Source organism: Flavobacteriales bacterium (genome assembly GCA_020435415.1).
Taxonomy (GTDB): domain Bacteria; phylum Bacteroidota; class Bacteroidia; order JACJYZ01; family JACJYZ01; genus JACJYZ01.
Window position 1 is genome coordinate 16,703 of sequence record JAGQZQ010000022.1, and the last position, 23,888, is coordinate 40,590.

20 protein-coding genes are annotated in these 23,888 nt (G+C 47.9%); 6 read left to right on the plus strand and 14 right to left on the minus strand.

What is annotated here, in order from left to right; all coding sequences use genetic code 11:
* Positions 1-2: 2 nt before the first annotated feature.
* From KDD36_05615 to KDD36_05660, 10 genes are all read right to left on the minus strand, one after another.
* Positions 3-728, minus strand: a complete 726-nt coding sequence (locus KDD36_05615; protein ID MCB0396107.1) for a LysM peptidoglycan-binding domain-containing protein — start codon at positions 726-728, stop codon at positions 3-5.
* On the minus strand, positions 728-901 hold the full coding sequence (locus KDD36_05620; protein ID MCB0396108.1) for a hypothetical protein: 174 nt from the start codon (positions 899-901) through the stop codon (positions 728-730). The genes KDD36_05615 and KDD36_05620 overlap by 1 nt, the downstream gene beginning before the upstream one ends.
* 21 nt (positions 902-922) lie before the next feature.
* Complete coding sequence (locus tag KDD36_05625) at positions 923-1,402, minus strand: phage tail protein (protein ID MCB0396109.1); 480 nt, start codon at positions 1,400-1,402, stop codon at positions 923-925.
* A 21-nt stretch (positions 1,403-1,423) separates the two neighbouring features.
* Positions 1,424-1,852, minus strand: a complete 429-nt coding sequence (locus KDD36_05630) for a phage tail protein (protein MCB0396110.1) — start codon at positions 1,850-1,852, stop codon at positions 1,424-1,426.
* Positions 1,853-1,897: 45 nt separating this feature from the next.
* On the minus strand, positions 1,898-3,316 hold the full coding sequence (locus KDD36_05635; GenBank protein MCB0396111.1) for a phage tail sheath family protein: 1,419 nt from the start codon (positions 3,314-3,316) through the stop codon (positions 1,898-1,900).
* A 38-nt stretch (positions 3,317-3,354) separates the two neighbouring features.
* Positions 3,355-4,791, minus strand: coding sequence for a phage tail sheath family protein (locus KDD36_05640; protein MCB0396112.1), 1,437 nt, complete (start codon positions 4,789-4,791; stop codon positions 3,355-3,357).
* Between the two features lie 33 nt (positions 4,792-4,824).
* Positions 4,825-6,291, minus strand: coding sequence for a phage tail sheath family protein (locus KDD36_05645; GenBank protein ID MCB0396113.1), 1,467 nt, complete (start codon positions 6,289-6,291; stop codon positions 4,825-4,827).
* Between the two features lie 17 nt (positions 6,292-6,308).
* A complete protein-coding gene (locus KDD36_05650) occupies positions 6,309-7,820 on the minus strand; it encodes a discoidin domain-containing protein (GenBank protein MCB0396114.1) in 1,512 nt (503 codons plus the stop codon).
* 2 nt (positions 7,821-7,822) lie between these two features.
* Positions 7,823-8,425: a DUF4255 domain-containing protein gene (locus tag KDD36_05655; protein ID MCB0396115.1), complete on the minus strand. Its 603-nt coding sequence runs from the start codon at positions 8,423-8,425 to the stop codon at positions 7,823-7,825.
* A 261-nt stretch (positions 8,426-8,686) separates the two neighbouring features.
* Complete coding sequence (locus KDD36_05660) at positions 8,687-10,162, minus strand: hypothetical protein (protein MCB0396116.1); 1,476 nt, start codon at positions 10,160-10,162, stop codon at positions 8,687-8,689.
* 23 nt (positions 10,163-10,185) lie between these two features.
* Here KDD36_05660 and KDD36_05665 point away from each other — a divergent pair, with 23 nt between their 5' ends.
* From KDD36_05665 to KDD36_05690, 6 genes are all read left to right on the plus strand, one after another.
* Positions 10,186-10,356 (plus strand): hypothetical protein, encoded by a 171-nt coding sequence (locus KDD36_05665; GenBank protein MCB0396117.1) that lies wholly within the window; start codon positions 10,186-10,188, stop codon positions 10,354-10,356.
* A gap of 190 nt (positions 10,357-10,546) precedes the next feature.
* On the plus strand, positions 10,547-11,761 hold the full coding sequence (locus tag KDD36_05670) for an NAD(P)/FAD-dependent oxidoreductase (protein ID MCB0396118.1): 1,215 nt from the start codon (positions 10,547-10,549) through the stop codon (positions 11,759-11,761).
* 208 nt (positions 11,762-11,969) lie between these two features.
* Positions 11,970-13,745: a Na+:solute symporter gene (locus KDD36_05675; protein ID MCB0396119.1), complete on the plus strand. Its 1,776-nt coding sequence runs from the start codon at positions 11,970-11,972 to the stop codon at positions 13,743-13,745.
* 106 nt (positions 13,746-13,851) lie between these two features.
* Positions 13,852-14,763: a hypothetical protein gene (locus KDD36_05680; GenBank protein MCB0396120.1), complete on the plus strand. Its 912-nt coding sequence runs from the start codon at positions 13,852-13,854 to the stop codon at positions 14,761-14,763.
* A gap of 69 nt (positions 14,764-14,832) precedes the next feature.
* On the plus strand, positions 14,833-15,255 hold the full coding sequence (locus tag KDD36_05685) for a hypothetical protein (GenBank protein ID MCB0396121.1): 423 nt from the start codon (positions 14,833-14,835) through the stop codon (positions 15,253-15,255).
* An 86-nt stretch (positions 15,256-15,341) separates the two neighbouring features.
* Entirely contained in the window at positions 15,342-18,452 is a 3,111-nt protein-coding gene (locus KDD36_05690; GenBank protein ID MCB0396122.1) for an ATP-binding cassette domain-containing protein, read from the plus strand.
* Between the two features lie 142 nt (positions 18,453-18,594).
* Here KDD36_05690 and KDD36_05695 read toward each other — a convergent pair whose 3' ends face one another.
* The 4 genes from KDD36_05695 to KDD36_05710 form a co-directional block, all read right to left on the minus strand.
* A complete protein-coding gene (locus KDD36_05695) occupies positions 18,595-18,975 on the minus strand; it encodes a DUF1987 domain-containing protein (protein ID MCB0396123.1) in 381 nt (126 codons plus the stop codon).
* An 11-nt stretch (positions 18,976-18,986) separates the two neighbouring features.
* Entirely contained in the window at positions 18,987-19,544 is a 558-nt protein-coding gene (locus tag KDD36_05700) for a SiaB family protein kinase (protein MCB0396124.1), read from the minus strand.
* Positions 19,545-19,732: 188 nt separating this feature from the next.
* On the minus strand, positions 19,733-20,539 hold the full coding sequence (locus tag KDD36_05705) for a hypothetical protein (GenBank protein ID MCB0396125.1): 807 nt from the start codon (positions 20,537-20,539) through the stop codon (positions 19,733-19,735).
* Positions 20,540-20,651: 112 nt separating this feature from the next.
* The coding region (locus KDD36_05710) for a SpoIIE family protein phosphatase (GenBank protein MCB0396126.1) at positions 20,652-23,888 on the minus strand (3,237 nt) is incomplete at its 5' end.

Consider the following 23,888-nt stretch of genomic DNA (forward strand, 5'->3'; position numbering starts at 1 on the left):
GGTTATTTTTTCTTGTCAATTGGTGGCAGAATCAGCTTCTGTCCCACTTTCAGTTTCCGGAAGTTGATCAGTTTATTCACGCGGGCGATCTCCAGGTAGAAAGATGGATCGCCGTATATTTTGTTGGCAATTCGTGGCAGTGTATCTCCGGCTTTCACCAGGCGGTAATGGGTAAGGTCAGGAGATGACTTCCTGTCTTGTGCCGCCTGTTCCTGCAAGGATGTATGCTTCCGGAAGCTGCATGCCACGGTAGACCGGATAGGGTTACCATCCAGGTTGAACAGCTTATGTGTTACGGTCGCCGATTCGAGCAGTCCTCGGAATTCGAAGTTCCCCCAACGGAGTTTGAGAAAATTCGGTTGGTGCGTATCGCCGGAACGCTGGTATGTGACTTCGAGAAAATTCTTGATCGCATCATCGGTATGCTTGTCTTTCAGTACCTGGTCGGCGATATTGGAAGTGCCGGACAAACTGGCACCGGTGGCATCAAAAAGGAACTCAAACGAGACATTCTCCGGTTCGGTATGGGTGAATACGAGTGTACCGGTATTTCCCTGGGTGGTGGGACGCTCGTAGTTATTCTTGTATTCCTGGCTGTACGTATTGGGATTGTACATCACCTGAAACGTGGCAATCTCATCCCCATCGTTGTATTCCTCATCGGGATAAGCGTCGATGGTCATTTTGGCCAGGCCATCCAGCTCGCTGAATATGTCAGTGATTGCCATCAGCGCTCGTTTTTATCTTCCTTGATCAGTTCCAGAATCTGACTGAGTGTTTCTTCCAGTTTCTTATCGCCGGTATTGCCATTACCTCCGCGTTGCGGTGACTCATCAGGCTTCCGTTGGCTGGCATGGTCCACCACAGCTTTGATCACGAGTTCACGTACTTCTATGGGCATGGCACGGGGTTGTTAAACTGATTAGAACGGTAACAGATCCGTAGGATCGATGCGGCGGAAGTACTGGTAAGAGAACTCCACGGATTCGATCAGGATTTGTGCATCCTGCGCATTGAGATTGGCGATATCCCATTTCACCGGGTAGGCCTGAATAAAGTTCCAGGCTTGAAGCGGAATGTGATCGCCGTTCAACAATACCACGGTGATATCAGCCGGTTCAAAGGTGAAATTCTCGGTGCTTTCCTTGAACCATTGCATGAGTTGAGAGCCGATGAGCAGGCCGCGTTTCATGACAAGATTCTGGTAGCCCGCCGGCTGGGGAAGGCGATGTTTAAATCGGTTCTCGCCTCCCTCGTGATACTCTTCCGTAGCAATATCCACGTTGATACCGGACACTTCCTGAAAGCCAAGATCCGGAATACCCAGATACTTGGGATTGGTGAGCAGTCCTTCGAACCGCACCAGAAAATGAAACCCTACAGGTGGATTGAACAATGGCATGATGCAATCGTTTCAGGCAGATTATGCAAACTCGATGGACAGTCCTTCGTGTTGAAGCTCGATGGATTCCACGGCAACTTCGTTACCGGTAGAGTTCAGGCTCGGACCTTCCACTTTCGAGGGCCATGCATCCTTTACCTTCCAGGTTACGATAGGCGCATGCTCTTCATTCAGCAGACTGATGGTAAGATCGCGTCTTTCGATGCTGTTCAGCTTAACGGTATTCAACCATTGGAAGAACTCATTGTCGCCCTGAAAAATTCCACGCTTCAAAGTGATGGCGGAAAACTTCGGGATACCGGGCATTTTGGTTACCTGATATTCCAGCGAAGATCCTTCCCTGTAGTCGATAGACTGCAGTTCAATAGAAAGGCCCGATACTTCGGTAAAGCCAATACGTTGTCCACCCCATTCTACCTGAAAATGAAAAGCGGTTACTGGATAATTGATTGCCATATGCTTCTTTTTTTATGGTGTTAAAAATGATTGTTGCGGTTATGATTGCTGTAATTTGTGTGAGAATTTCAGGATGATGAATTCTGCGGGTCTGACAGCGGCCAGTCCGATTTCAATGTTCATTCTTCCTTCCAGGATATCCTGAGCAGACATGGTCACACCCAACCCTACTTTCACAAAAAATGCCTGATCTGTCTTGGCTCCGGCCAATGCACCATCCCTCCAAAGTTTGGTCAGGAAATTCTCGATCATGGTTTTAACCCGCAGCCAGGTGTTGGCGTCGTTGGGTTCAAACACGGAAAACTCTGTGGCTTTCTTCACCGATTCCTCTACAAAAATGAAGAGACGGCGAACCGGTACATAGCGCCACTCATTATCGTTTCCGGCCAGGGTTCTTGCGCCCCACACCAGGGTTCCTTTTCCGGGGAAAGCGCGCAATGCGTTGATCGACTTCCCGGAAGTCGCATCGATATTGAGGCTTTCCTGTTGCTCGCGTGTGATCTTGATAGTAGGTCCGACGATGGAAAATACACCAACGTTTGCCGGGGCCTTCCATACGCCGCGGTCATTGTCTACCCGGGCATAGATACCCGCCATAGCCGGTGACGGTGGCAATGTCACAAGCAATGTCGTCAGCTTGGCGATGATGCTGCGATACACATCGGGGTTTGACGCTTTGATGGCCGCAATGGTATCACCATCCAATGCACCGGGGTTGGCCGGATTGATTTCATTATGCGATACGGTCAACAGGCTTTCATCATAACCATATGCCAGTGTTGTTTTGATATAAGGATAGTAGGCAGCACCGTACTTCAGGTTGTCAGAGCTTACGCCTGAACTTCTGAAGGCGGTGGCATCTGCGAAGGCGTCGCCCGTCTCACCTTTATAGTCCATGATCACAAAGCGGTCTTTCAGTTTCTGGCATTGGGCCAGCGCTTCGTCGTAGACATCCTTGTAATTGGCCACGGTAGAATGGTCCGGGAATACCAGCAAGGTCGGTTCATCGATCTTCTCGATATCGGCCACACCATTCATCAACTTGGACTTTGCAACGTTGGCTGTGGATCCCGAGTAATCACCTACCGATACGATGTAACACGGACCGCCACCATTAGCGAAGAAATGTTGCAGCGCATAGTACATCTTGAATGCACTCGCGCTTCCGATGGCAACGGATATGGTTCGGCTCACCACTTCGGCGCCGCCGTCCATATCGTCTTCTATGCCAACCGTGATGGCGGCATGTTCGGAAAACGGACCGCCGAAATACTGCTCGTACTCCAGCATATTGGTGATTCGTGTGGGAACGCGATCGAGTGCACCGCCCACGCCATTCTTATCCGCGATCTCTGTGCATCCTATGAATGCGGGTATCGCCGTTTCTACCGCCGCAACCGAGGGAGGCAGCGTGCTGACCTCTTCGATGTAGACTCCGGGGGTTTTGGGAAAAGCCATAGTATCTTGTTTTTATTGGATGAGTAAGGTGAGTTATATTAGGATTCCTGAAGTTTATGAGAGAATTTCAGGATGATAAATTCTGCAGGACGAACAGCGGCCATGCCGATCTCTACATTCATCCGCCCTTCCAAAATATCCAGGGGTGTCATGGTTTCTCCAAGGCCTACTTTTACAAAAAAGGCCTGTTCGGGTTTGGCACCCGCAAGGGCACCTTCACGCCAGAGTTTTACCAGGAAGTTCTCGATCATGCCCTTTACGCGCTGCCAGGTACCGGCCGTATTGGGCTCGAATACCACGAACTCGGTCGCCTTTTTGACAGACTCTTCCACGAAAATGAACAACCTGCGAACAGGCACATAGCGCCATTCGTTGTCGTTCCCTGCCAGGGTACGTGATCCCCATACCAGCACGCCTTTTCCACTGAAGGTGCGAATGGCATTGATGGACTTTCCGGAAACCGCATTCACATTCAGGTTTTCCTGCTCTTCCGCTGAAATATTGAGGAGAGGTTCTGCTACACTGCGTACGCTTACGTTAGCAGGTGCTTTCCACACCCCACGCTCACGGTCTACCCGGGCGTATATTCCGGCAACGGATGATCCGGGAGACAGGATCACCTTTGCCTGGCGATTGATCTCACCCTTGATCTGGTAGTAAACCGCCAGGTTGGTGTTGGCACCTTCACTGCTGAGGTCATCCAGACCCAGACCGTCAAAAGCGCCGGCAGGATTGGTGTCACCATCGTCGGTGGTATGGGTGATGGTGACGTCCGCATCAACATAAGGAACCACAATGGATGAACGGAGGTACGGATGGTATACCGCACCATACTTCAGGTCGTCGATCCCTAAGGTTGTTGATGCGTCTACCGTATCTGAATCGCTGTTGTGTGTATCGATGATGGTGAATCTGTCTTGCAGAGATGCACATTGTGCCAGCATTTTCTGCGCGAGTTCATAGTGATCATCGGCGTTAAGTCCATCAGCGGTCTCAGGCATCAGAAGCAATGTGGGCTCATCCACTTTCTTAATGGCATCCAGGCCATCTTCAAAATCATCCTTGCTGAAGGCCGCCACAGGAAACGTGTGGGGATTCGGGTTTACCGAAACGATATAACACGGACCGCCGCCGTTGGCAAAGTACATCTGCACGGCATGATAAAGGTTGTGTTCAGACGGATCCGCCTGGGCTACCGTTATGGTACGGCTGATGAGATCGCCGGCCGGGCCGGTCAGTTTATCATGAACGGTCACATCCAGTTCTTCAGATTCGGGTCCACCGAAGATCTCTTCAAATTCAGGAAAGGAAGTGATGCGCACGGGGACGTTAGGTCCCAGCGTGACGCTGTCTTTCCTGCGTTTCTCCGTATAGCCTATAAATGCCGGGATCGCTGTGGCAACGGCCGCAACAGATGCAGGGAGTTTGGATATCTCCTGAATATAAACACCAGGGGTTTTGATCACTGTAGCCATGTGTTGAATGGGTTAGCTTGTTTTACAATGGGTTTAGGATTCCTGCAGCTTATGAGAGAACTTCAGGATGATAAATTCGGCGGGGCGAACGGCGGCAAGACCTATCTCCACGTTCATACGTCCTTCAAGGATATCCAATGCGGTCATGGTTTCACCCAGACCTACTTTCACAAAGAAGGCATCTTCGGGTTTGGCACCTGCCAGGGCACCTTCACGCCATAGTTTCACGAGGAAGTTCTCGATCATGCCTTTTACCCTGAGCCAGGTGTTGGCATCATTGGGTTCAAAGACCACGAACTCTGTTGCCTTTTTGGTGGATTCTTCAACAAAAATGTAGAAGCGGCGAACGGGAACATATCGCCATTCATTGTCATTCCCTGCCAGGGTGCGCGCACCCCAGATCAGGATTCCTTTACCTGCAAAATTGCGGATAGCGTTGATTGATTTACCGCTGTTGGCATCCACGTTCAGGTCTTCCTGTTCTTCACTTGAAACAAGTGCAACGGGAGCTTTTACAGAACGCAGGCTGACATTTGCAGGAGCTTTCCAGACTCCGCGGTCACGATCGACGCGGGCATAAGTTCCGGCAATAGCGCTGCATGGATATAATTTCACTTTGATCTTCCGGATCTCATTGATCAGTTTGGCGTATGCATCGGTGGCTGTTTCTTTGATATCGGCCAGGCTGTCCTGATTGGCAGGTGCTGCATCCAGGGTGATCACTGCATCATCAAAATCTTCGGCAGCCGCGTATGCTCCGTTCACCGTGCGATTCACTTTCAGAGCGGATTCATCGTAGGCGAAATTAATGGTGGTTTCCAGCTGAGGGTAGTACGCGGCACCATACTTCAGGTAGGTACTTCCTACATAATCATCGCGAAAATCATCGCCATCCTCTTTCACAGTTTGTGCGCTATCGGTAACCACATCCATGATCACAAACCGATCCTGGAGTTTGTTGCATTGCGCGAGGGCGGCATCGTATAATTCTTTGGCATCCGCAGGATCCAATGTATTTGCCTCGGGGATGGTGATGAGTGTGATCTCATCTTCCATCTCACATTTCTGGAGCCCTTCCAGAAGAGCTGCCTTGGCGGGAGAACCTGCTGCCGTGCCTCCCACGGATACGATATAACATGGGCCGCCTCCATTGTTGAAATACATCTGAATGTAATAGTACATTTTGTAATCACTTTCAGATGGCAGGGTCACCTCATACTCCCGGCTTTGAAGCAGCCAGGTACCCGGGTTGTCGGCATCTTCTTCTGTTGTATCCTTAACCCTCAGGGTAAAGGTTTCGTTCTTCGCAACGCCGAACCATTGCTCATATTCAAGGAGCGACGTGATGCGTGTAGGCACATCGGTGATGTCTTCTCCATTGCGGGTGGCGTCGGCAGTATAGCCTATGAAGACGGGGATAGCCGTGGCTACCGGTGCAATTGAAGCCGGCAGGGTGGATATCTCCTCCACATAAACACCGGGGGTTTTGTATTCAGGCATGGTTAAGGTGTTTGGTTTTATACAAATACATACATCTTGGATTCAACGATATGGTTTCCCGGTACGGCGGGATTGTTCAAATGCGATATGATCACGGGATCAGACGCGCTGGTATTCTTGAGTGCCAGTCCTGTTTTGGGCGACTGGAACAAGGGTATGGGTTGTTTTGAATTAAAGGTGATGGCATTCCTTCCGGCCCACTCCGTACTGGATTCATCCAACGGCCCCTTCACAAATTCGTAAGTGGCATAAGGATTTCCCGTATCACCGCTGTCATCTTCAATGACCAGATCAGCGTCTGTGAAATCGATCTGACCTGACTTGTCTATAATGGTGAATGTCCAGTAGGTGGCCTTCTGGTCAAACTGTAGTGCGTAATATTCCTGGTCGCCAAACAGGTGGGCATCAGCTCCCGGGTATGCAATCTCCACGATTCCCAGTGGTGCGGTACCTGCCAGTTCGGGATGATAGTAGAGTCGTTTCGTGGCAAGGGTCTGCGACTCATCCGTTGTTTTCACAGTAAAGATGTAAAGGCCTGAAGGTCTGCTTCCCAATCTCACGGGATGTCCGGACACCCCATCATCATCTGGGATGATGGTTGCGGTATTGTCGTCCGGTCCGGTTAATTTGAAAACCTCTCCTGTTGGGCCCGTCACTTCCACGATCGTATCCACCGGGGTTTCGAGTGCATATACAAAGTTGAAGGCGGCCGGCACGATCCTGTCGATCAGATCTTGTGCGATGATCTCCGCGTTATTGGGATCTGATGAGGCGGATGCGGGTACATTTTTAAAATACGCCACTTTGCCCGAGGTATATTCGGTCACTTCGTAGCTGGCATTTGCGAACACGGAAAGTTCTTTGATACCATACCCTTTTCCATTGTTGCTTTCCTCACATTGAATTCTCACGTACCGGCCGGTTGCAGCCAATCCGGAGACATTGATATTGTTGCCGTTGCTTCCTTCAAACCTGGATATGGCAATCCATTGACCGGGCTGGTGTGCAACCTGGATCTCAAAAGTCTCCGCACGTTTTTGCCATTTGATATCAATTTCAGTGATGCGGAATAACTGTCCAAGATCTACGATGATGAATTGATCATCATTCTCCTCGCTTTGCCATGAAGTGGCGTTGGAGCCGTCTACTGCGTTTTCACCTCCACTGGAACCATCCTTGACGGACGACACTGTCACATCCTTATTCTCTGCCTGATTCACCGATGGATTAACAGCCGTTTCCGTGATCACATCCAGGTCTGTAAAACTTTGAAACACCTGGGGGCTGGAATGATCAAGGCTGAACACGAGGGTCTGATCTCCCGATATCCCGATCACCGGATCACTGCCGGAGGTGATGTATTCATATAGCATCACATAACCGGATTCCAGTCTTCGCCATATCCAGCGACCATTTCGCATCAGGAGCGAAGTATTTCCATCAGGTTTCAGATAGAGGTCACGTCCCTTCCCATCATGATAATACGGATGATTGAAATCTACCTGAAATAATGGAGTGTATGCAGCCATGATTACCCCCCGATCAGATTTAGATTGTTTTCCAGGATCGGTGGACCCTGTTCTTTGACCGCTGCTTCCTGGAATCTTACCACCCGGATTTTGTACAGCACAGAAGGGAGGTACTTCGCGCCGATAACGGTCCAAAGGTTGTCCTGTTGTTCGAAGCCGTAATAGTACAGTTCGACAATCAGCTTTTCCAGTTCACCCATGGCTGCCATGGCCGGTGTATTGGCGGGCGTGAACACATGTTTCTGCTGGAAAAAAGAGATGATGTAGGAAAGCTGCTTGAGCCCTTCCGTATATTTTGTACTGGTGGCGTCGGTATCTCCGTTTGGGAAATTGGCCGTTACCAAAGCGTATAAATTAAACCGGAGTTCCGGATTGTAGAAAGATATTTTCCCGTCAGGATTTTTGTGCGCAGAATTTTGTTCCTTCAGCATTCTCTCCTCTTCCACCTTCACAAGGGACATGCCCAGCTTGTCTTCCGGAATAGCCCAGCTTCCACTCTCGGTAGCTACGTTGGACAGTACGATCTTATCTTCAACCGTTCCGTTCTTCAAATTCAGATAGCTATTGGCTTCACCTCTGAGCAGTATGAGGGCCTTATCAATCATAATTGTTTTGGTATTCTCCTAAAAACACTGGAAAGATAGCGGCTCACGCCTGCCTGCTCAAAGTACACTTTGATGAAAAATTGACAGACTTTGAAGGACTAACCGAAGAAGGAAAGTCTTTTGTCAATGGGGCATAGATCAACAATGGATGTTTGCATTATTGACAAGCTTTGCCTCATTTATGTTATTTAAAAGGGGGCAGATTTTATGATTAAATAACAAGAACTACTTAAGAAGAGGGTAAAATACCGCGGCAGGATATCACCCGAAAACCGGCAAGCGTTTGTTACGGTTAAGGCTGTGTTCATGACCTTCCAGCCATTCACCGGCCGGGATCAATTCAAAAGCGATAGGGTCCCAGGCAAGACTATTACCGGACTTTCCGTCAAAAGTCAGCAAAGTAATCTGGCGCCCGTGTGGTTCGCGATGATCAGGAATACCGGCTGTTCGGACAATGGAAGCAAGGGCACGGGCAATCAATCTGTAGCGTTGCGTTCCCGGTTCATCCCTGCGTTTCAATAATTGCTGAAATGCATCAATACGTATCTGAGCCAGGTCCCACTTCCGGCTTTCAATCAGGAGGATCAATTCGGTGTAACGGTAACCAAGATCCGCACCGTACACCCTGTCGTCCAGCATGCAGGTGGCTTTTTGAATTCCGAGAAGGGCGGCTTGCAGGTGCCCCTTTCTGTAGTGTATAACGGATCTGTAGAACATCCAGCGGTATCCCTTTTCTGTCTGACCTACGGCATTGAGCAGGTACTTTTCGGTCAATGCTTCAGCTTCCTCGTATTGCCGGGCATACAGGTAGGTCCTGAATAACAGTTCACTCCATACTTCCGTAACAGGCTCACCCTTCATTTCATCATAAATCAGACTTTGAAGTCTGGCTGACGCCTCCGCCCATTGCCCCGTGTACAAATAACAGAGGGCAATATTAAAACTCCCGTTCTGTCTTCCGGAATGGGACAATGATTCCGGGTCCATGTTATCTACTTCAATCGCCTGCTGAAGCGCTTTCTGGTATTCTCCTTCCACCCTCAGAATGCACGATGAGAAGCTAAGCAGGTAATAACGAATTTCAGCTGTAGGTCGACTGCTCATGGCACCACTAAGATCATTCACCAAATCTCTGATCACTTCTTTCCGTTCAGAAAGCATCGCCAGGTTTTCATACAGTGCGGCGCGGTTGAACACAAATGTTTTGAGGTATTGCCGGGCCACCAGAAGATGGGCCATCTGTCGAAGGTCATGAGGATCCTTTTCACCGATCAATTGTTCCAGGGTCTCTCCCGGAAAAAATTCAGAAATAAACTCCAGAACCATCACCTGCTCTGTAGACAGATGATTTTTCCAGGCGAGCTGGGCAGCAGTCTTCAGATTCCGCCACCCCTCTGTTTTAATTCCTTTTCTCACCAGGATCTCGCTGAGCAACATCTTTTTTCTGCAGGCAGTGCGGGATGCTTCAACCATATCTCCATCCGAGATATTGGCCAGCATGACATCCATGATGTCGTCGAGCAATCTGCTTTTCAAATGGGAAAACGCGGAATTCGGCTTACCCCCATATAACATCTGCGCAGCATCCAGATCGGTGCATACTTTTCCACGGTGCACCAACTCAAAAAGTTCAAGTCTTTTTGAATGCTGACTATCATTTCTGTTCTTGTAATACGTCCGTATTTTAATGATGTCGGCCCTTCCGAGTGCTCCGATCACCTCTTTAAGTCTTTCCATACCACTTAACTAAATATTCCGCTTTGCACAAAGACAAAGCGCTGGCCGGAGGAAAGGCAAAGGGACCGGACCGCTACGGATGCGGATCACAGCTGATCTCCAATGTCACCTCCACATTGAGCATCGCGGTTAGTAAATCAACAACTGATACAAATTTCATCCACTCCGGCGCCATGCTGCACCAGGAGAGCTAAAGATAGAAAATCCCTCCCATATCCGAATGATTGGTGCCATGAAATAATTTTGAACCGTTGAAAACAACGGTCGCCAGATGGTCATGTAATGGTTCGCCACGATGGAATTTATTTGATACATCAACCAAAACGGACAAGACAATCAGCAAACGAATCACCATTGAACATCTATCCCTATTATCTTTGCCCCATGCCAATTGCTACGGATCTTTTGATTGTCGGAGGCGGAGCCGCAGGAATATTTGCTGCCATCCGATACGCCTCCGGACACCCGGAACACAAGGTGTTGGTGCTTGAGAAAAGCCCACACCTCCTATCCAAAGTCAAGGTTTCCGGGGGAGGCCGTTGCAACGTCACCCATGCGTGCTTCGAGCCTGAAGAACTGATCACACACTATCCCCGGGGAGGCCGGGAATTACTGGGAGCCTTCCATCGTTTTCAGCCCGCTAATACGGTAAGCTGGTTTAAAGATCATGGCGTAAACTTAAAGACGGAAGCTGACGGACGGATGTTTCCGGTATCGGACAGGTCACAAACCATCATCGACTGCTTTCTCAAGGAGGTGAAGAAACACAACATCACCATTGAGGTCAAAACTACAGTCACATCCATTACGCAAGCAGCCGCTGGCTTCGAAATCAGGGCCGGAGAGAAAACCATTTTAAGCCCCAAGGTCATACTGGCCATGGGCGGCTCTCCAAAGGGTGAAGCATACGATATGATCCGGCAACTTGGCCATACCATCGTACCTACCGTACCATCGTTGTTTACCTTTAATCTACCGGGATCAGACCTGCTTTCTCTTCAGGGTCTCGTAACGCCGGTGACCCTAACCCTACCAGGAAACGGCCTCACCTCTTCCGGACCATTGCTTGTTACCCATTGGGGAGTGAGCGGCCCCGCAGTCCTGAAACTCAGCGCGTGGGCAGCTCGGTGGCTAAATGAACAGAATTATCATTTCAAATTCCTGGTGGACTGGCTGCCTGACACCTCCGAAGAAATGTTGACCGGACATCTGATGAAATCCAAGGACATGCCTGGTGCGGTAACGGCATCAAAGGTTTTTCCTCCGGGACTTCCAAAGCGCCTTCAGGCCTACTTGTTGGATAAGTCGGGCATTGATGCGAACCGCCGATGGGCTGAGATCGGTAAGAAACAAGTGAGAGAATTGGTACGGATACTTAAACATGACGAATATGAAGCGTCAGGAAAGACCACCTTCAAAGAGGAATTTGTTCAATGCGGTGGGGTGACGCTAAAGGAAGTGGACATGACCACCATGGAAAGTAAACTGGTGCCCGGACTGTACTTTGCTGGAGAGGTGTTGGACATAGACGGGGTGACGGGCGGGTTCAATTTTCAGGCGGCATGGACGACGGGGTTTTTGGCGGGGAGTATTGGTTAAAGGTTTAAAGTTAAAGGTTTAAGGTACCGTTTACTTTCTCTTACTTCCGGAATCTTTTTTGCCGAATGAAGGTTTATGTAGTTTGGCGAAGATTATATCTTCGTCAGGTCGTGATGCAGCTCTTTAGTCAGGATCAAGTTTCAGCTCCGGTAGTCAGTGTCACGAAGCAACTTTAAACCTTAAACATTAAACTCTACATTTGTCTGCCATGGCATTTGAATTCATCGACTGGACGATCATTGGTGTTTACCTGGCGTTCACCTTATATATAGGTTTTCGCTACCGCGGTCAGGCAGGTGGTGACCTTACTTCGTTTTTCCTTGGAGGCAGAAAACTGCCCTGGTTCATTGCCGGTATATCCATGGTTGCTACCACCTTTGCCGCGGATACACCCCTCTGGGTTACCGAGGTGGTTGCACAGCATGGTATTTCAGGCAACTGGCTTTGGTGGAACATGCTTGCAGGCGGCATGTTAACCACCCTGTTTTTCAGCAGACTCTGGCGCAGGGCAGGTGTAATCACCGAACTGGAATTCATCGAACTGCGCTACAGTGGCAAACCTGCTGCAGTACTCCGCGGATTCAAATCGGTATACATGGGCATCTTTTTGAATGGCATCATTATCGGCTGGGTGAATGCCGCCCTGATGACCATATTGCATGTATTTTTTGACATCCCGGAACAGGATGCCTTCTGGTATACGGGCCTTGCCATGCTCCTGGTGGCGCTCTATTCCACCCTTGCGGGATTGATAGGGGTTGCCCTTACGGATGCCGTGCAGTTTGTGATTGCGATGGTGGGATGCATCATCCTTGCCTACGTGGCCCTGGACCAACCAGAGGTGGGAGGACTCAGTGGCCTCACCGAAAAGCTACCGGCCTGGCGCTTTGATTTCTTCCCCCATATAACTTCCGGTGCAAGCCTAAGCGAAAACATAGGCACATTCAGCATTACCATTGGTGCCTTCCTGACCTTTACCTGCGTACAATGGTGGGCAAGCTGGTATCCCGGTGCCGAACCCGGCGGAGGCGGCTATATCAGTCAACGGATGATGAGTGCCAAAAACGAAAAACATGCCGTTCTGGCCACCTTATTTTTCCAGGTCGCACATTACTGCCTGAGACCCTGGCCATGGATCATTGTTGGACTTTGCGCGCTGGTCCTTTATCCGGAACTTCCCCTGGCTGACTCCGGAAAAGGTTTTGTCTTTGTGATGAGGGATTATCTTCCGGCGGGCTTGAAGGGCCTGTTGTTCGTCGCCTTTCTCTCCGCCTACATGAGTACCATATCCACCCAGTTGAACTGGGGTGCCAGTTACCTGACCAACGACTTGTATAAAAGGTTCATCCGAAAAGAGGATACATTCTCGACGGGTGAAGAAGGCAACCGTCACTATGTTTCTGTCGCCCGGATTATCACCCTTGGCTTGGTGTTACTGTCATTTGGTGTGACATCTATGATAGACAGCATTGATCAGGCTGCAAGATTCCTGATCGAATGTGGTGCCGGCCTGGGTCTTGTCCTTATCTTAAGATGGTATTGGTGGCGTATCAATGCATGGAGCGAAGTGGTAGCAACCGTTGCCCCGTTGGGTGGATGGCTCATAGCCAATAAAGGGCTTCATCTTGATTTTCCGGAAAGCTTTCTGCTTACAGTAGGCTTCAGCACGATATGCTGGATTGTGACAACTTTTCTGACCGCCCCTGACAAACAGGAACACCTTCAGCAATTTTATGACCGCGTCAGACCCGGAGGCGCCTGGAAGCGCTTTCATAATAGTGATTCCGGCGATCGCCCTGTTCGGATAGGCCTGCTTCTGGCATGTTGGCTTACCGCCACATTGTTTACCTATCTCCTTTTGTTTACCATGGGGGCGTTACTTTTCAAGCCGTTGACAGATGCTTGTGGGTATGCATTGATAATGGTCGGACTGCTCCTTGTGTTTCTATGGCTGGCTAAAAAGGCACGGCTTTTTTCTGACTGATAATCAACACCTAAGCTTTTACAGACGTCTGTTCCGAAGCATCATGAACTTTTTGAGAATTGATTATTTTTTGCTTACTTGCAGCCTCTTTTAAAACCCGCGTAATATGAAGGTATTCAAGAATCGGGAACTGTCGTTTTTAGCCATATTCGGGCTTGGTCTGGCGATGGCCACTATGACCGGTTGTGATGGTGGAACCAAGGACACACCCGAGGAGGAGATCTTAGAAGACGATACGGATTCTATGCAATCTTCCATGTTTAAGATCGGTAATTCTGTTTTCAGCATTCCATCTCCGTTTCAAACCGCTTTGTTGATCAACAAGGTGGAAGCGACCTATAAGAAGGACATCCTGAACAGCACCGCGAACCTTCCTTCCTATTCGACGCGTTTCAAAAAGGCCCTGAACCTGGGAATCTATGGTGCTGACCTTGGCTACATCACGGTTTATGATGTTCCGCAGGATGCCATTTCCTACCTGAACTCAGTCAAGAAACTGGCTGATGAACTGGGGGTGTCTTCAGCGTTCGATGAAAATACCATCAAACGGTTTGAAAGCAACATCGGCAACCGTGATTCACTGCTGTCACTCATTTCTGTTGCATACCGTGCTTCGGATACCTATTTGAAGAATAACGAACAAAATGACGTAGGTGCGCTTATCCTTGCCGGAGGTTGGATTGAAGGTCTTTATTTCTCTACCCTGATCGCCAAGACCAATCCGCACAGTGAACTACTGAACCGGATCGGAGAGCAGAAGCATTCACTGGAGAACCTGATCGCCCTGTTAAGAGATTACAATGCAAGTTCCGAGTACGATGCCTTGCTGAAGGAACTGGTTGAGCTTGCCTATGACTTTGATGCCGTTGAGATGCACTATACTTATGAGAAACCTACGGTGGACAGGGATAAAAAGGTAACACACATCCGCAGTAAAAGTGAAGCCATTGTCAGCCAGGAATTGCTTGCAAAAATTGGCGAACGGATTGAAAAGCTTCGCGGACAGATCACTGGATAATCTTATAAATTCAAAGGAATACCTCTACGTCAATACTTCAAATTACAGAGGACCCAAATCGGACCGAATATGACTAAAACAATACGTAAGATTGTAATGCTGGCCGGGTTTGCATTGATCTCCGCTTCAAGTTACAGCCAGTGTGATTCGACTGCGTCGATTTGTACAACACATATGACCGCTGATTACATTTCGGATGGTCAGGTGTACCGAGCTCTTCTGCTCAAGAATGAAACAGCGGAATTTCATGCTACCTTTTATGGTGGCAGTACTTACCGTGTGGCAGGCTGTAGTGGTCAACAAGGAAAAGACCTCGTATTCAGCATTTACGACCCCGAGCACAACCTCTTATTTACCAACACGGATTACGAAGGCTCCCCATATTGGGATTTCCAGTTTGACTTTACCGTCAACTGTACCATTGAAGCAAAACTGGATGACATGGGTTCACCAAGCGGGTGTGCCGTCCTCCTGATAAGTTTCAGACAGTAAGCGATTGGGAAGACCTTAATAAAGACATGAGGTATTGAATATTTCGTGTCTTTCTGGTATTTGGGTTTACGTAACCACCCGGATTCATGAGTGAAAGAATACTAAAGGCTTTGATGCAACTGTTCGCCATTATTGCGAACGTTGAAGAAGGTATTTCCAGTGACCGGCGGAAGGTGGTGCAAATGTTCCTGAAACTCCAACTCAATCAGGAACAGATCGATGAATATCTCCGGATTTTTGATGAGTACGTAGAGACGCACAGTGCGCTGTTTAAGAGAAAAGACAGCACCGAAAAGCGCAAGCGGACGTCCCTGAACTCCGTTAAAGTACTGAAGATCTGTACCCAGATCAACGAAGAACTGGCTCAAAAACAAAAGGTCGTTGTACTGATCCGGCTGCTTGAGTTTGTCAATATCGGCGACTCCATCTCCGACCAGGAAATGGAATTTGTCACCACCGTGGCAGATACCTTTAATATTGACAAGGAGGAGTTTGATCGTTGCCTGAACTTTGTACAAAACAAAGAAGGTTACGAAAGCCATGCAGGTAAACTCCTGGTTGTCGACAACAAGAATGCTGCCCCACACCCTAACACCAAACACATATACTCAGAATTTCTGGAAGGGGAACTGAGGGTGATGTTCATCACCAGCGTGAACATGTACCTTCTCCGTTATCTGGGTGACGGGGAACTCTATCTGAATGGGCAGATCATCGATCCGGGACGCATCTATGTGCTCACACATGGTTCTTCCATCCGGAGTTCGAAGGTAAACCCGATCTACTACAGCGATATTGTCAGCACTTTCCTGAGCGATTCCCGTCAGTCCAAGATCGTCTTTTCCGCAAAGGATCTGGAGTACAAATTTAAAGGAGGTAAGATCGGACTTCATGACCTGAATCTTCACGAAGAAGGTGGAAAACTGATCGGCATCATGGGTGCCAGCGGTGCAGGAAAATCCACACTGCTGAACGTTCTGAACAGCAATGAGAAGCCTACTTCAGGCTCCGTGCTGATCAATGGCGTAAACATCCACGAAGACAAGGAGGAGATTCAGGGAGTGATTGGTCACATTTCTCAGGATGACCTGCTTATTGAAGAACTTACCGTTTTCCAGAATCTCTACTATAATGCCAAGCTATGCTTCGGTAACCTGAACGAAACGGAGATCAAGAAAAGGGTGATCGACCTGTTGACGAACATAGGTCTGTATGAGACCAAAGACCTGAAAGTGGGCAGCCCATTGGATAAAAAGATCAGCGGAGGCCAGAGAAAAAGGTTGAATATTGCCCTGGAATTGATCCGTGAGCCATCGGTCCTGTTTGTTGATGAACCCACCAGCGGATTGTCTTCACGTGACTCCGAGAACATCATGGACCTTTTGAAGGAGTTGACCCTGAAGGGAAAGATGATCTTTGTGGTGATCCATCAGCCATCGTCCGACATCTTCAAGATGTTTGACAAACTGCTCATTCTTGATACCGGCGGATACCCGGTTTACTATGGCAACCCGGTAGATGCGGTGGTATATTTCAAAACGCGCATCCTCCATGTGAACAGTAATGAGAGCGAGTGTGTGAAATGCGGTAATGTCAACCCGGAGCAGATCTTCAATATCATAGAATCCAAAGTACTGGATGAATATGGGAATCAAACGCTCAACCGTAAGATCTCACCAAAGGAGTGGAATGAATTTTATCATGAGGTAAAAACCAACGATGCGGAAGAGGCATCCGTGGATTCTACGGAAATACCGCCAAGTATTTTCAGCATCCCCAATAAGATCAAGCAATTTGTTGTCTTTATCACCAGGGATGTACTTTCAAAGCTAACAAACAAGCAATACCTGGCCATCAATTTACTTGAGGCACCTTTGCTTGCCTTTATACTGGCATTTCTTGTAAAATACTACCGGATAGGAGCAGACTCCGTAGGCTATGTATTCAGGGAAAACGAGAACCTGCCCGCCTATCTGTTTATGGCAGTGGTTGTCGCCCTGTTCATGGGACTCACCGTAAGTGCAGAAGAAATCATACGCGATCGCAAGATTCTTAAGAGGGAATCTTTTCTGAACCTCAGCCGGTCAAGCTACCTTCTATCGAAGGTGTCCATTATGTTTGTATTGTCAGCGATACAAACACTTTCCTTCGTCCTTATCGGAAATATGATCCTTGAGGTCAAAGGCCTTGGGATGAATACCAATTACTGGTTCATTTTGTTTACCACATCCTGTTTTGCGAATATGCTGGGATTGAATATTTCTTCCAGTTTCAATTCTGCGGTTACTGTGTATATCCTCATTCCGTTTCTGCTTATTCCCCAGTTACTGTTAAGCGGTGTGATTGTTAAGTTCGACAAACTTCATCCGATCCTTACGACACAGGACAAGGTGCCGTTGGCCGGAGAGGTCATGACTTCCAGGTGGGCTTTTGAAGCGCTTGCCGTGACGCAGTATAAAGCCAATGAATTCGAGCGGTCTTTTTACCTGATTGACAAGATCAGGAGTTTCGCTGAATTCAAGAAGAACTATTGGGTTCCGGCCTTACGCGCAAAGCTGGACAAGTGCATGTACAACCTTTCCTCAGGAGAGGAAAACAGCAAAGAAGAGCTCAAAAATGATCTCGCTTTGATCCGAAATGAGTTGAGCAAGGAAGCGATAATCAATACCAAAGCTACATTTCCTGAGGTAGACATGCTCGTTCCCGGTAAATTCAATGCGGTGGTATTTGAAAAAGCCAAAGCCCATCTTGATGCATTGAATACATATTATATCAGAAGATATAACAAGGCCAGTCAGAAGAAAGACGAACGCATATCCCGTATGCAGGATAGTGAACAAGGTCGTGCGGATTTCCTTCAGGCCAAAAACGACTATCAGAATGAGAGCCTGACCAATCTGGTGCGTAAGTCAAACGACATGGACAAGATTCTGGAATGGAATGATGAGCTGATCCAGCGTGCTGATCCGATCTACCTTGACCCGAGATTCTCACCAACCATCAGGAGTCATTTCTTTGCACCGAAAAAGAATGTATTCGGCAAACTGGTTGATACATTCTGGGTGAACATGATGGTCATCTGGGGCATGTGCCTCTTATTGTACGTCACCCTGTATTTTGATGTGTTGAAGCGTATCCTCGATGCACTTGAACGCATGTTAGGCAGACTGACCGGAGGTAGCACATCAATGGATTAAACCTGCCAGACCAACATCCGGCCTGATATAAAACAAACTTCATTCATTACAAAGTTGCCTGTCCCGGAAAAAGCCCGGCAGAAATTTACGCATAAAAAAAGCCCGGCAGAACCGGGCTTGGGTAGTATTTATTGTACGACTGCTATTCGTCGGTTTCGATCAATTTAAATGGGATACCGATGATGGCCTGGTAGTCTTCACCAGCCTCCTGCATATCTTCATCATCCTCCTCATAAAACCAGTTGATCACCATATCATGCCCTCCTTTGTGTATGGCCTCAAGCTTTTTAAAAACATCCAGGATACACTTGGAAGAACTGGTATTGAAATATTCCAATTGAATATTCACGTTGGTAAGGGTTTTCGGGGAAGATGAATACCCTTCAATCCACTCGATCAGCGGCTTGTAAAATTCAATGGCATTTTCCGGAATGGATCTGCCTTTGATTTCAAGCACACCCTGATCAGAGTTAAAATTAACCACGGGGGTTTTAGGGGTTCCTTCGATTACAATTGCTTCCATAAAATTCGACTTTATTGCACGATTTTAATATGAAGGCTAAAAAATGAATAGGTGTCATCCACAGGCTTAAAGAAATAATCCAGCTTCTGTCCGGTCTTCCTGGCAATATCGATCATGCCTAACCCACCGCCGCCTTTGGCGCTGAATTCATCATTGTTTAACACTTCTTTGTAATAATCCTTCAATTCTTCCTTCGACATTGAATTGATCTTATCCAGTCGTTCTTTCAAGCCCTTGATGCGGTCGGTAAGAATGTAATTACCAGTCATCACATAATAATTGGCATTCTCTCTGCCAATCATAAAAATTGCTGATTTCTTTCCTCTCAGTTCTTCTTCGGAAAGGTCGCTTCCATCTTCCACATCGAGGTGATGATAGAGATTCTGAAGGCATTCTACGAGTACGTTGAAAACCTTCTTCTTGACCTTTGGTTCTTCGTTGATGTTTTCCAGCTTGTTCTCCATGATCTGGAGTATGGATCCCAACAGCTCGGATGTAATCTCCCCTTTGAACGACAGCATGATATTGCTGCGCTGCATTTTGTCATAAAAATCAAAAATATCGATCATCAGCCGAAAGTTTCATTTTCAGGGATCCGCTCTGCCAAAAAACAGTCTGAACGCAACAAAGATTTGACCCTGTTCCGTTTCGGATTAACAAATATAAAAATTAGTTGGTTCGATAAGCACAAAAGCCTTGGATTTATAAAAAAAAGAGCCCCGGTGTGATTTGACCGGGGCTCTGAATTTCAAGGGTCTTATTGCATGGTGATTTCGTAGCTCTTTCCCTTAATGGTTACCGTTGCTTTGTTATCACAGGTTTTATCACCGAAATCCACAGTTCTGGTTGAAAGTCCTTCAGGTGTAAGCTCCAGCACTCCGGAAGTGATCCAGTCACAACTTCCATCCATCCTGATAGGTGAAGTCACTTTCACTTCATAGGTCTTCCCTTTCCGGTTTGTACCATTGGCACTTCCTGTAACTTCAAAGATATCATCGGTTTTCACCGTATCGGTATCAAAGCCTGACAGCCATTCAATGGTGCGGCTGGACTCCCATTGTATGGTTCCCTGGTCCGTCACTATACTGGCGTTGTCCACATTAATATCAAAGGTACGGGTGTTTGCTCCAGGCGCCGTCTGATTGATGGCCGTAAGCGTACCGGTATGTTTCTGCAGGTTCACGTAATAATTCACCAGTTCGGCAGTAATCTGGCTTTTGTATTCGTTCCATGGACCCGTGATGGTCACCTTGATTTGCCCGGAACGCAGTCTGCCATCATCTCCGAGGCAACCTGTTCCGAAATCAATGGTCAGTACACGTGGCCATGGATCTGTGGTATCCGGCGCAGTGATCGTGTAACACTCATTCAGTATCTTTTTGGTTCCGGGTTCACGGATCACAATATTATTACTGGTGGAAAAGACCATGGCGAATTCTGTTTCTGCCATGCTGTTATCTGTTGCCGACTGTGTTTCCGAGTCCACCTCTTCCTTATTACAGGCTGCCAGGGCAAGTCCTGCAAAAGCAAGTGTGAAATACAAATTGCGATGATTACGTAGCATGATGTTGTCTTTTATGGGTTTAGATTACGAACGTGATTCTCCATTTTTCAATAACCATGCCATTTACCTGCTATGGCCATTCCGCATAAACGGTTCGAAGCTTAATTGGGATCTAAAACCGGATTCCGATCACAAGCACATCATCCACTTGTTCCTCTTCCCCTCTCCACTCCTCAAACTTATCTTCGAGCAGCTTCCCTTGTTCATTCATCGGCCTGTCACCGGCGTGTTCCAGCAATTCGCGAAACCGCTTGGTCATGAATTTCTTCCCTCGTTCTCCTCCGAACTGATCGGTATAACCGTCAGAAAAAAGATAGATGCGGTCACCGGCGGCAACCTTGATCTTTTGATTGGAGAAGACCCTTGCTTCATCCATTTGTACTCCCCCAATGGGAAATTTGTTTCCCTGAATCAGCTGAAATCCATCTTTTCCGAAATAATACAAGGGTCTGAAGGCACCCGCGAACTGTACCTCCATCTCTTCTGCATTAATACAACAAATTGCGACATCCATACCATCCGAGGTTTCCACCTGGTTGGCATGCCCCTGCTGAAGGGCTTTCTGAACGCCGGCATTCAATCGGTTTAGAATCTCAGAGGGGCGGGTAATGCCATTCTCAATCACGATCTGATTCAACAGATTATGCCCGATCATAGACATGAAGGCGCCAGGTACGCCATGACCTGTGCAATCCACCGCCGCAATGATGTTGAGTCCATCCCTTCTGGCAAACCAGTAGAAGTCACCGCTTACAATATCTTTGGGGCGATAAAGGATAAACGCATCTGTTATATATTGATGTATATAAGATTTGGAAGGCAAGATGGCTTCCTGAATTCGCTGGGCATAAATGATACTGCTGGTGATGTCTTTGTTCTTTTGAGCCAGCTCCCTGGTTCGTTCAGCCACTTTTCCTTCGAGCACCTTTTTCTCCTTTTGAATCTTGCGTGTCCGTATCTGGATGAATGCAAAAATCCCGCCCAGGAAGGCAATGATACATAGTGCATAAAACCATTCCGTTTCCCAGAAAGGAGGCTGCACGTATATCTGGATAGATGCGCCTTCTTCATTCCACAACCCGTCGCTGTTGGAAGCCTGAACACGGAAAGTATAATGGCCGCCCTTCACATTGGTATATTCCGCGAACCGTTTTCCACCTTCAGGACGCCAGTCAGCGTCAAACCCTTCCAGTTTAAATCGGTACTGGTTCTTCATTGGATCTACATAATCGAGCCCCACCACCTCAAAATACAGGTAGTATGCATCCCGCCAATCCAATTCGATGTAGTGTTTCACCATCGCAGCAGAGTCGGTCTCCAGTTTTCTTCCGAGCACATTGATGGACTTGATATAGACAGGTGGTATGTGATTATTTTCAATCAGGTTGCTCGGGTAAAATGAATTGAAGCCCTTGATACCACCGAAGATGATCTCACCGTCGCTAAGCCGTGCATATGCACCCTGGTTGAATTCATTATCCTGCAAACCGTCGTCCTTATCATATACCTTGATCTCTGGATTACCATCCTTGCCGGGAGCCGGGGTAAACCGCACCAGCCCTTTATCCACCGTACTGATCCAGATGTTTCCCTGATCGTCTGATTCCAGACCGAGCAGGAAGTTGCTCGGAAGGCCATGCACCTCATAAAACGGTGTTACCTCTTTGTTGATGGGGTCTATCCGGTTAAGACCGTTACCCGTGGCCAGCCATATAAAACCTTTGTCATCTTCAATGATAGAAAAGACGGAGTTGTCACTCAATCCTTTGCCTTGTTCGGCCTTCGCATAGTTCACAATATCTCCCGTAGTAGGATCATACACATCCACACCCGACCCAAGGGTACCGATCCATATTTTACCGCTACGCGCAGGGTATATGGAGTAGACCACATTATCGGAGAGACCGTTCTCTCTCGTCAGGTAGGTAAACTTCTGCGTTTTGGGGTCATAAATGTTGATCCCATTGAATGTTCCTGCCCACACTTTGCCTTTATCATCTTCGGCCAGGCAAAGAATGGTTTTGTTATTCACATAGTCCCCGTTGGAAGTGGTCAGTTTCTTCGGAGTGTGGTTCCTGAATTTTTTTTCATTCGGCAAACGGGAAAACAGTCCGCCTCCATAGCTTCCCACCCATATGACACCGCGGCTGTCCTTGAGCAGGCTGATGATACTGCCATGTGCCAATTCTTCCGGACCATCTTTCACAATCCAGGAAAACGCATCCCGTGTCCGGTCCCACACTGTAATGCCGTTATCGAGTGTACCCACCCAGACCGTATTCGGGTCTATTTCCTGAAAACACATGACCATGTTTCCGGACAAACCGCCACCGTTGCCGGCCTTGCGAAACACCTCGAACTTGTGTTTTGTTCTCAGGTATACCTTTACACCCTGCCCGGAAGTTCCTATCCAGACGTTACCGGCATTGTCTTCATATAAACTTTTCACCTTGATCAGGTTGGTGGTATCCGCTGATGCATCCGATTCTTCCCTGATACACTTCATGGTTCTGGAAACCGGATCCATGAGTGTCACTCCATTTCCGGTTCCGATCCACATTTCACCGTTTCTGGACTGAACCACCTGGGAGATCCGTTCATCACACAAACCACTTCCGTCCTTTTCCGTGAAAGTTCTTGTTTGCTGGGTCTTCGGATCAAAGATGTTCAGACCGGTTGCCATATTACCGATCCACAGCTCCCCCTTTGTATCTACCAGCAGACTGGTAACCCAATTGCTGTAAATTCCCTTGGAGTTACCTTCATCGAGAAAGAAATGATCAAAGGTGCCGGACTTGCGATTGAACCGGTTAAGCCCACCTTTCTCCGTGCCCACCCACAACTCGTTTTGCTTATCAAGTGCAAGGCAGGTAACTCGGTCATGACTTAGGGTGGTCCGGTCACCCTCCCGGTTCTGATACCGCTGACCCGTTCCTGTGGCCCGATCAAATGCGAAGAGTCCGTTGTTCGTCCCCACCCATAAGACACCATCGGTATCTAACAGTAATGTTTTAACCTGGTCTCCCGGTAAACTTTTCAGATTTTTTCCTTGCTTCCGGTAGTTCCTGAAAACACCCGTAACCGGGTTATATGTATTAAGTCCGCCACCATCCGTACCAATCCAAAGAATGCCATTTTCATCTTCCAGGATGCAATTGACAAAATTGTGCGAAAGAGAGTTCGAATCGAGTGGATTGCTTTTGTAGATGGTAAATGAGTAGCCGTCATAACGGTTCAGACCGGATTGGGTTCCGAACCACATAAATCCTTTATGATCCTGAATAATACAATTAACCACACTCTGAGACAATCCTTCCAATTGTTTAAGCGTGATCTCCTGGGCCCATAC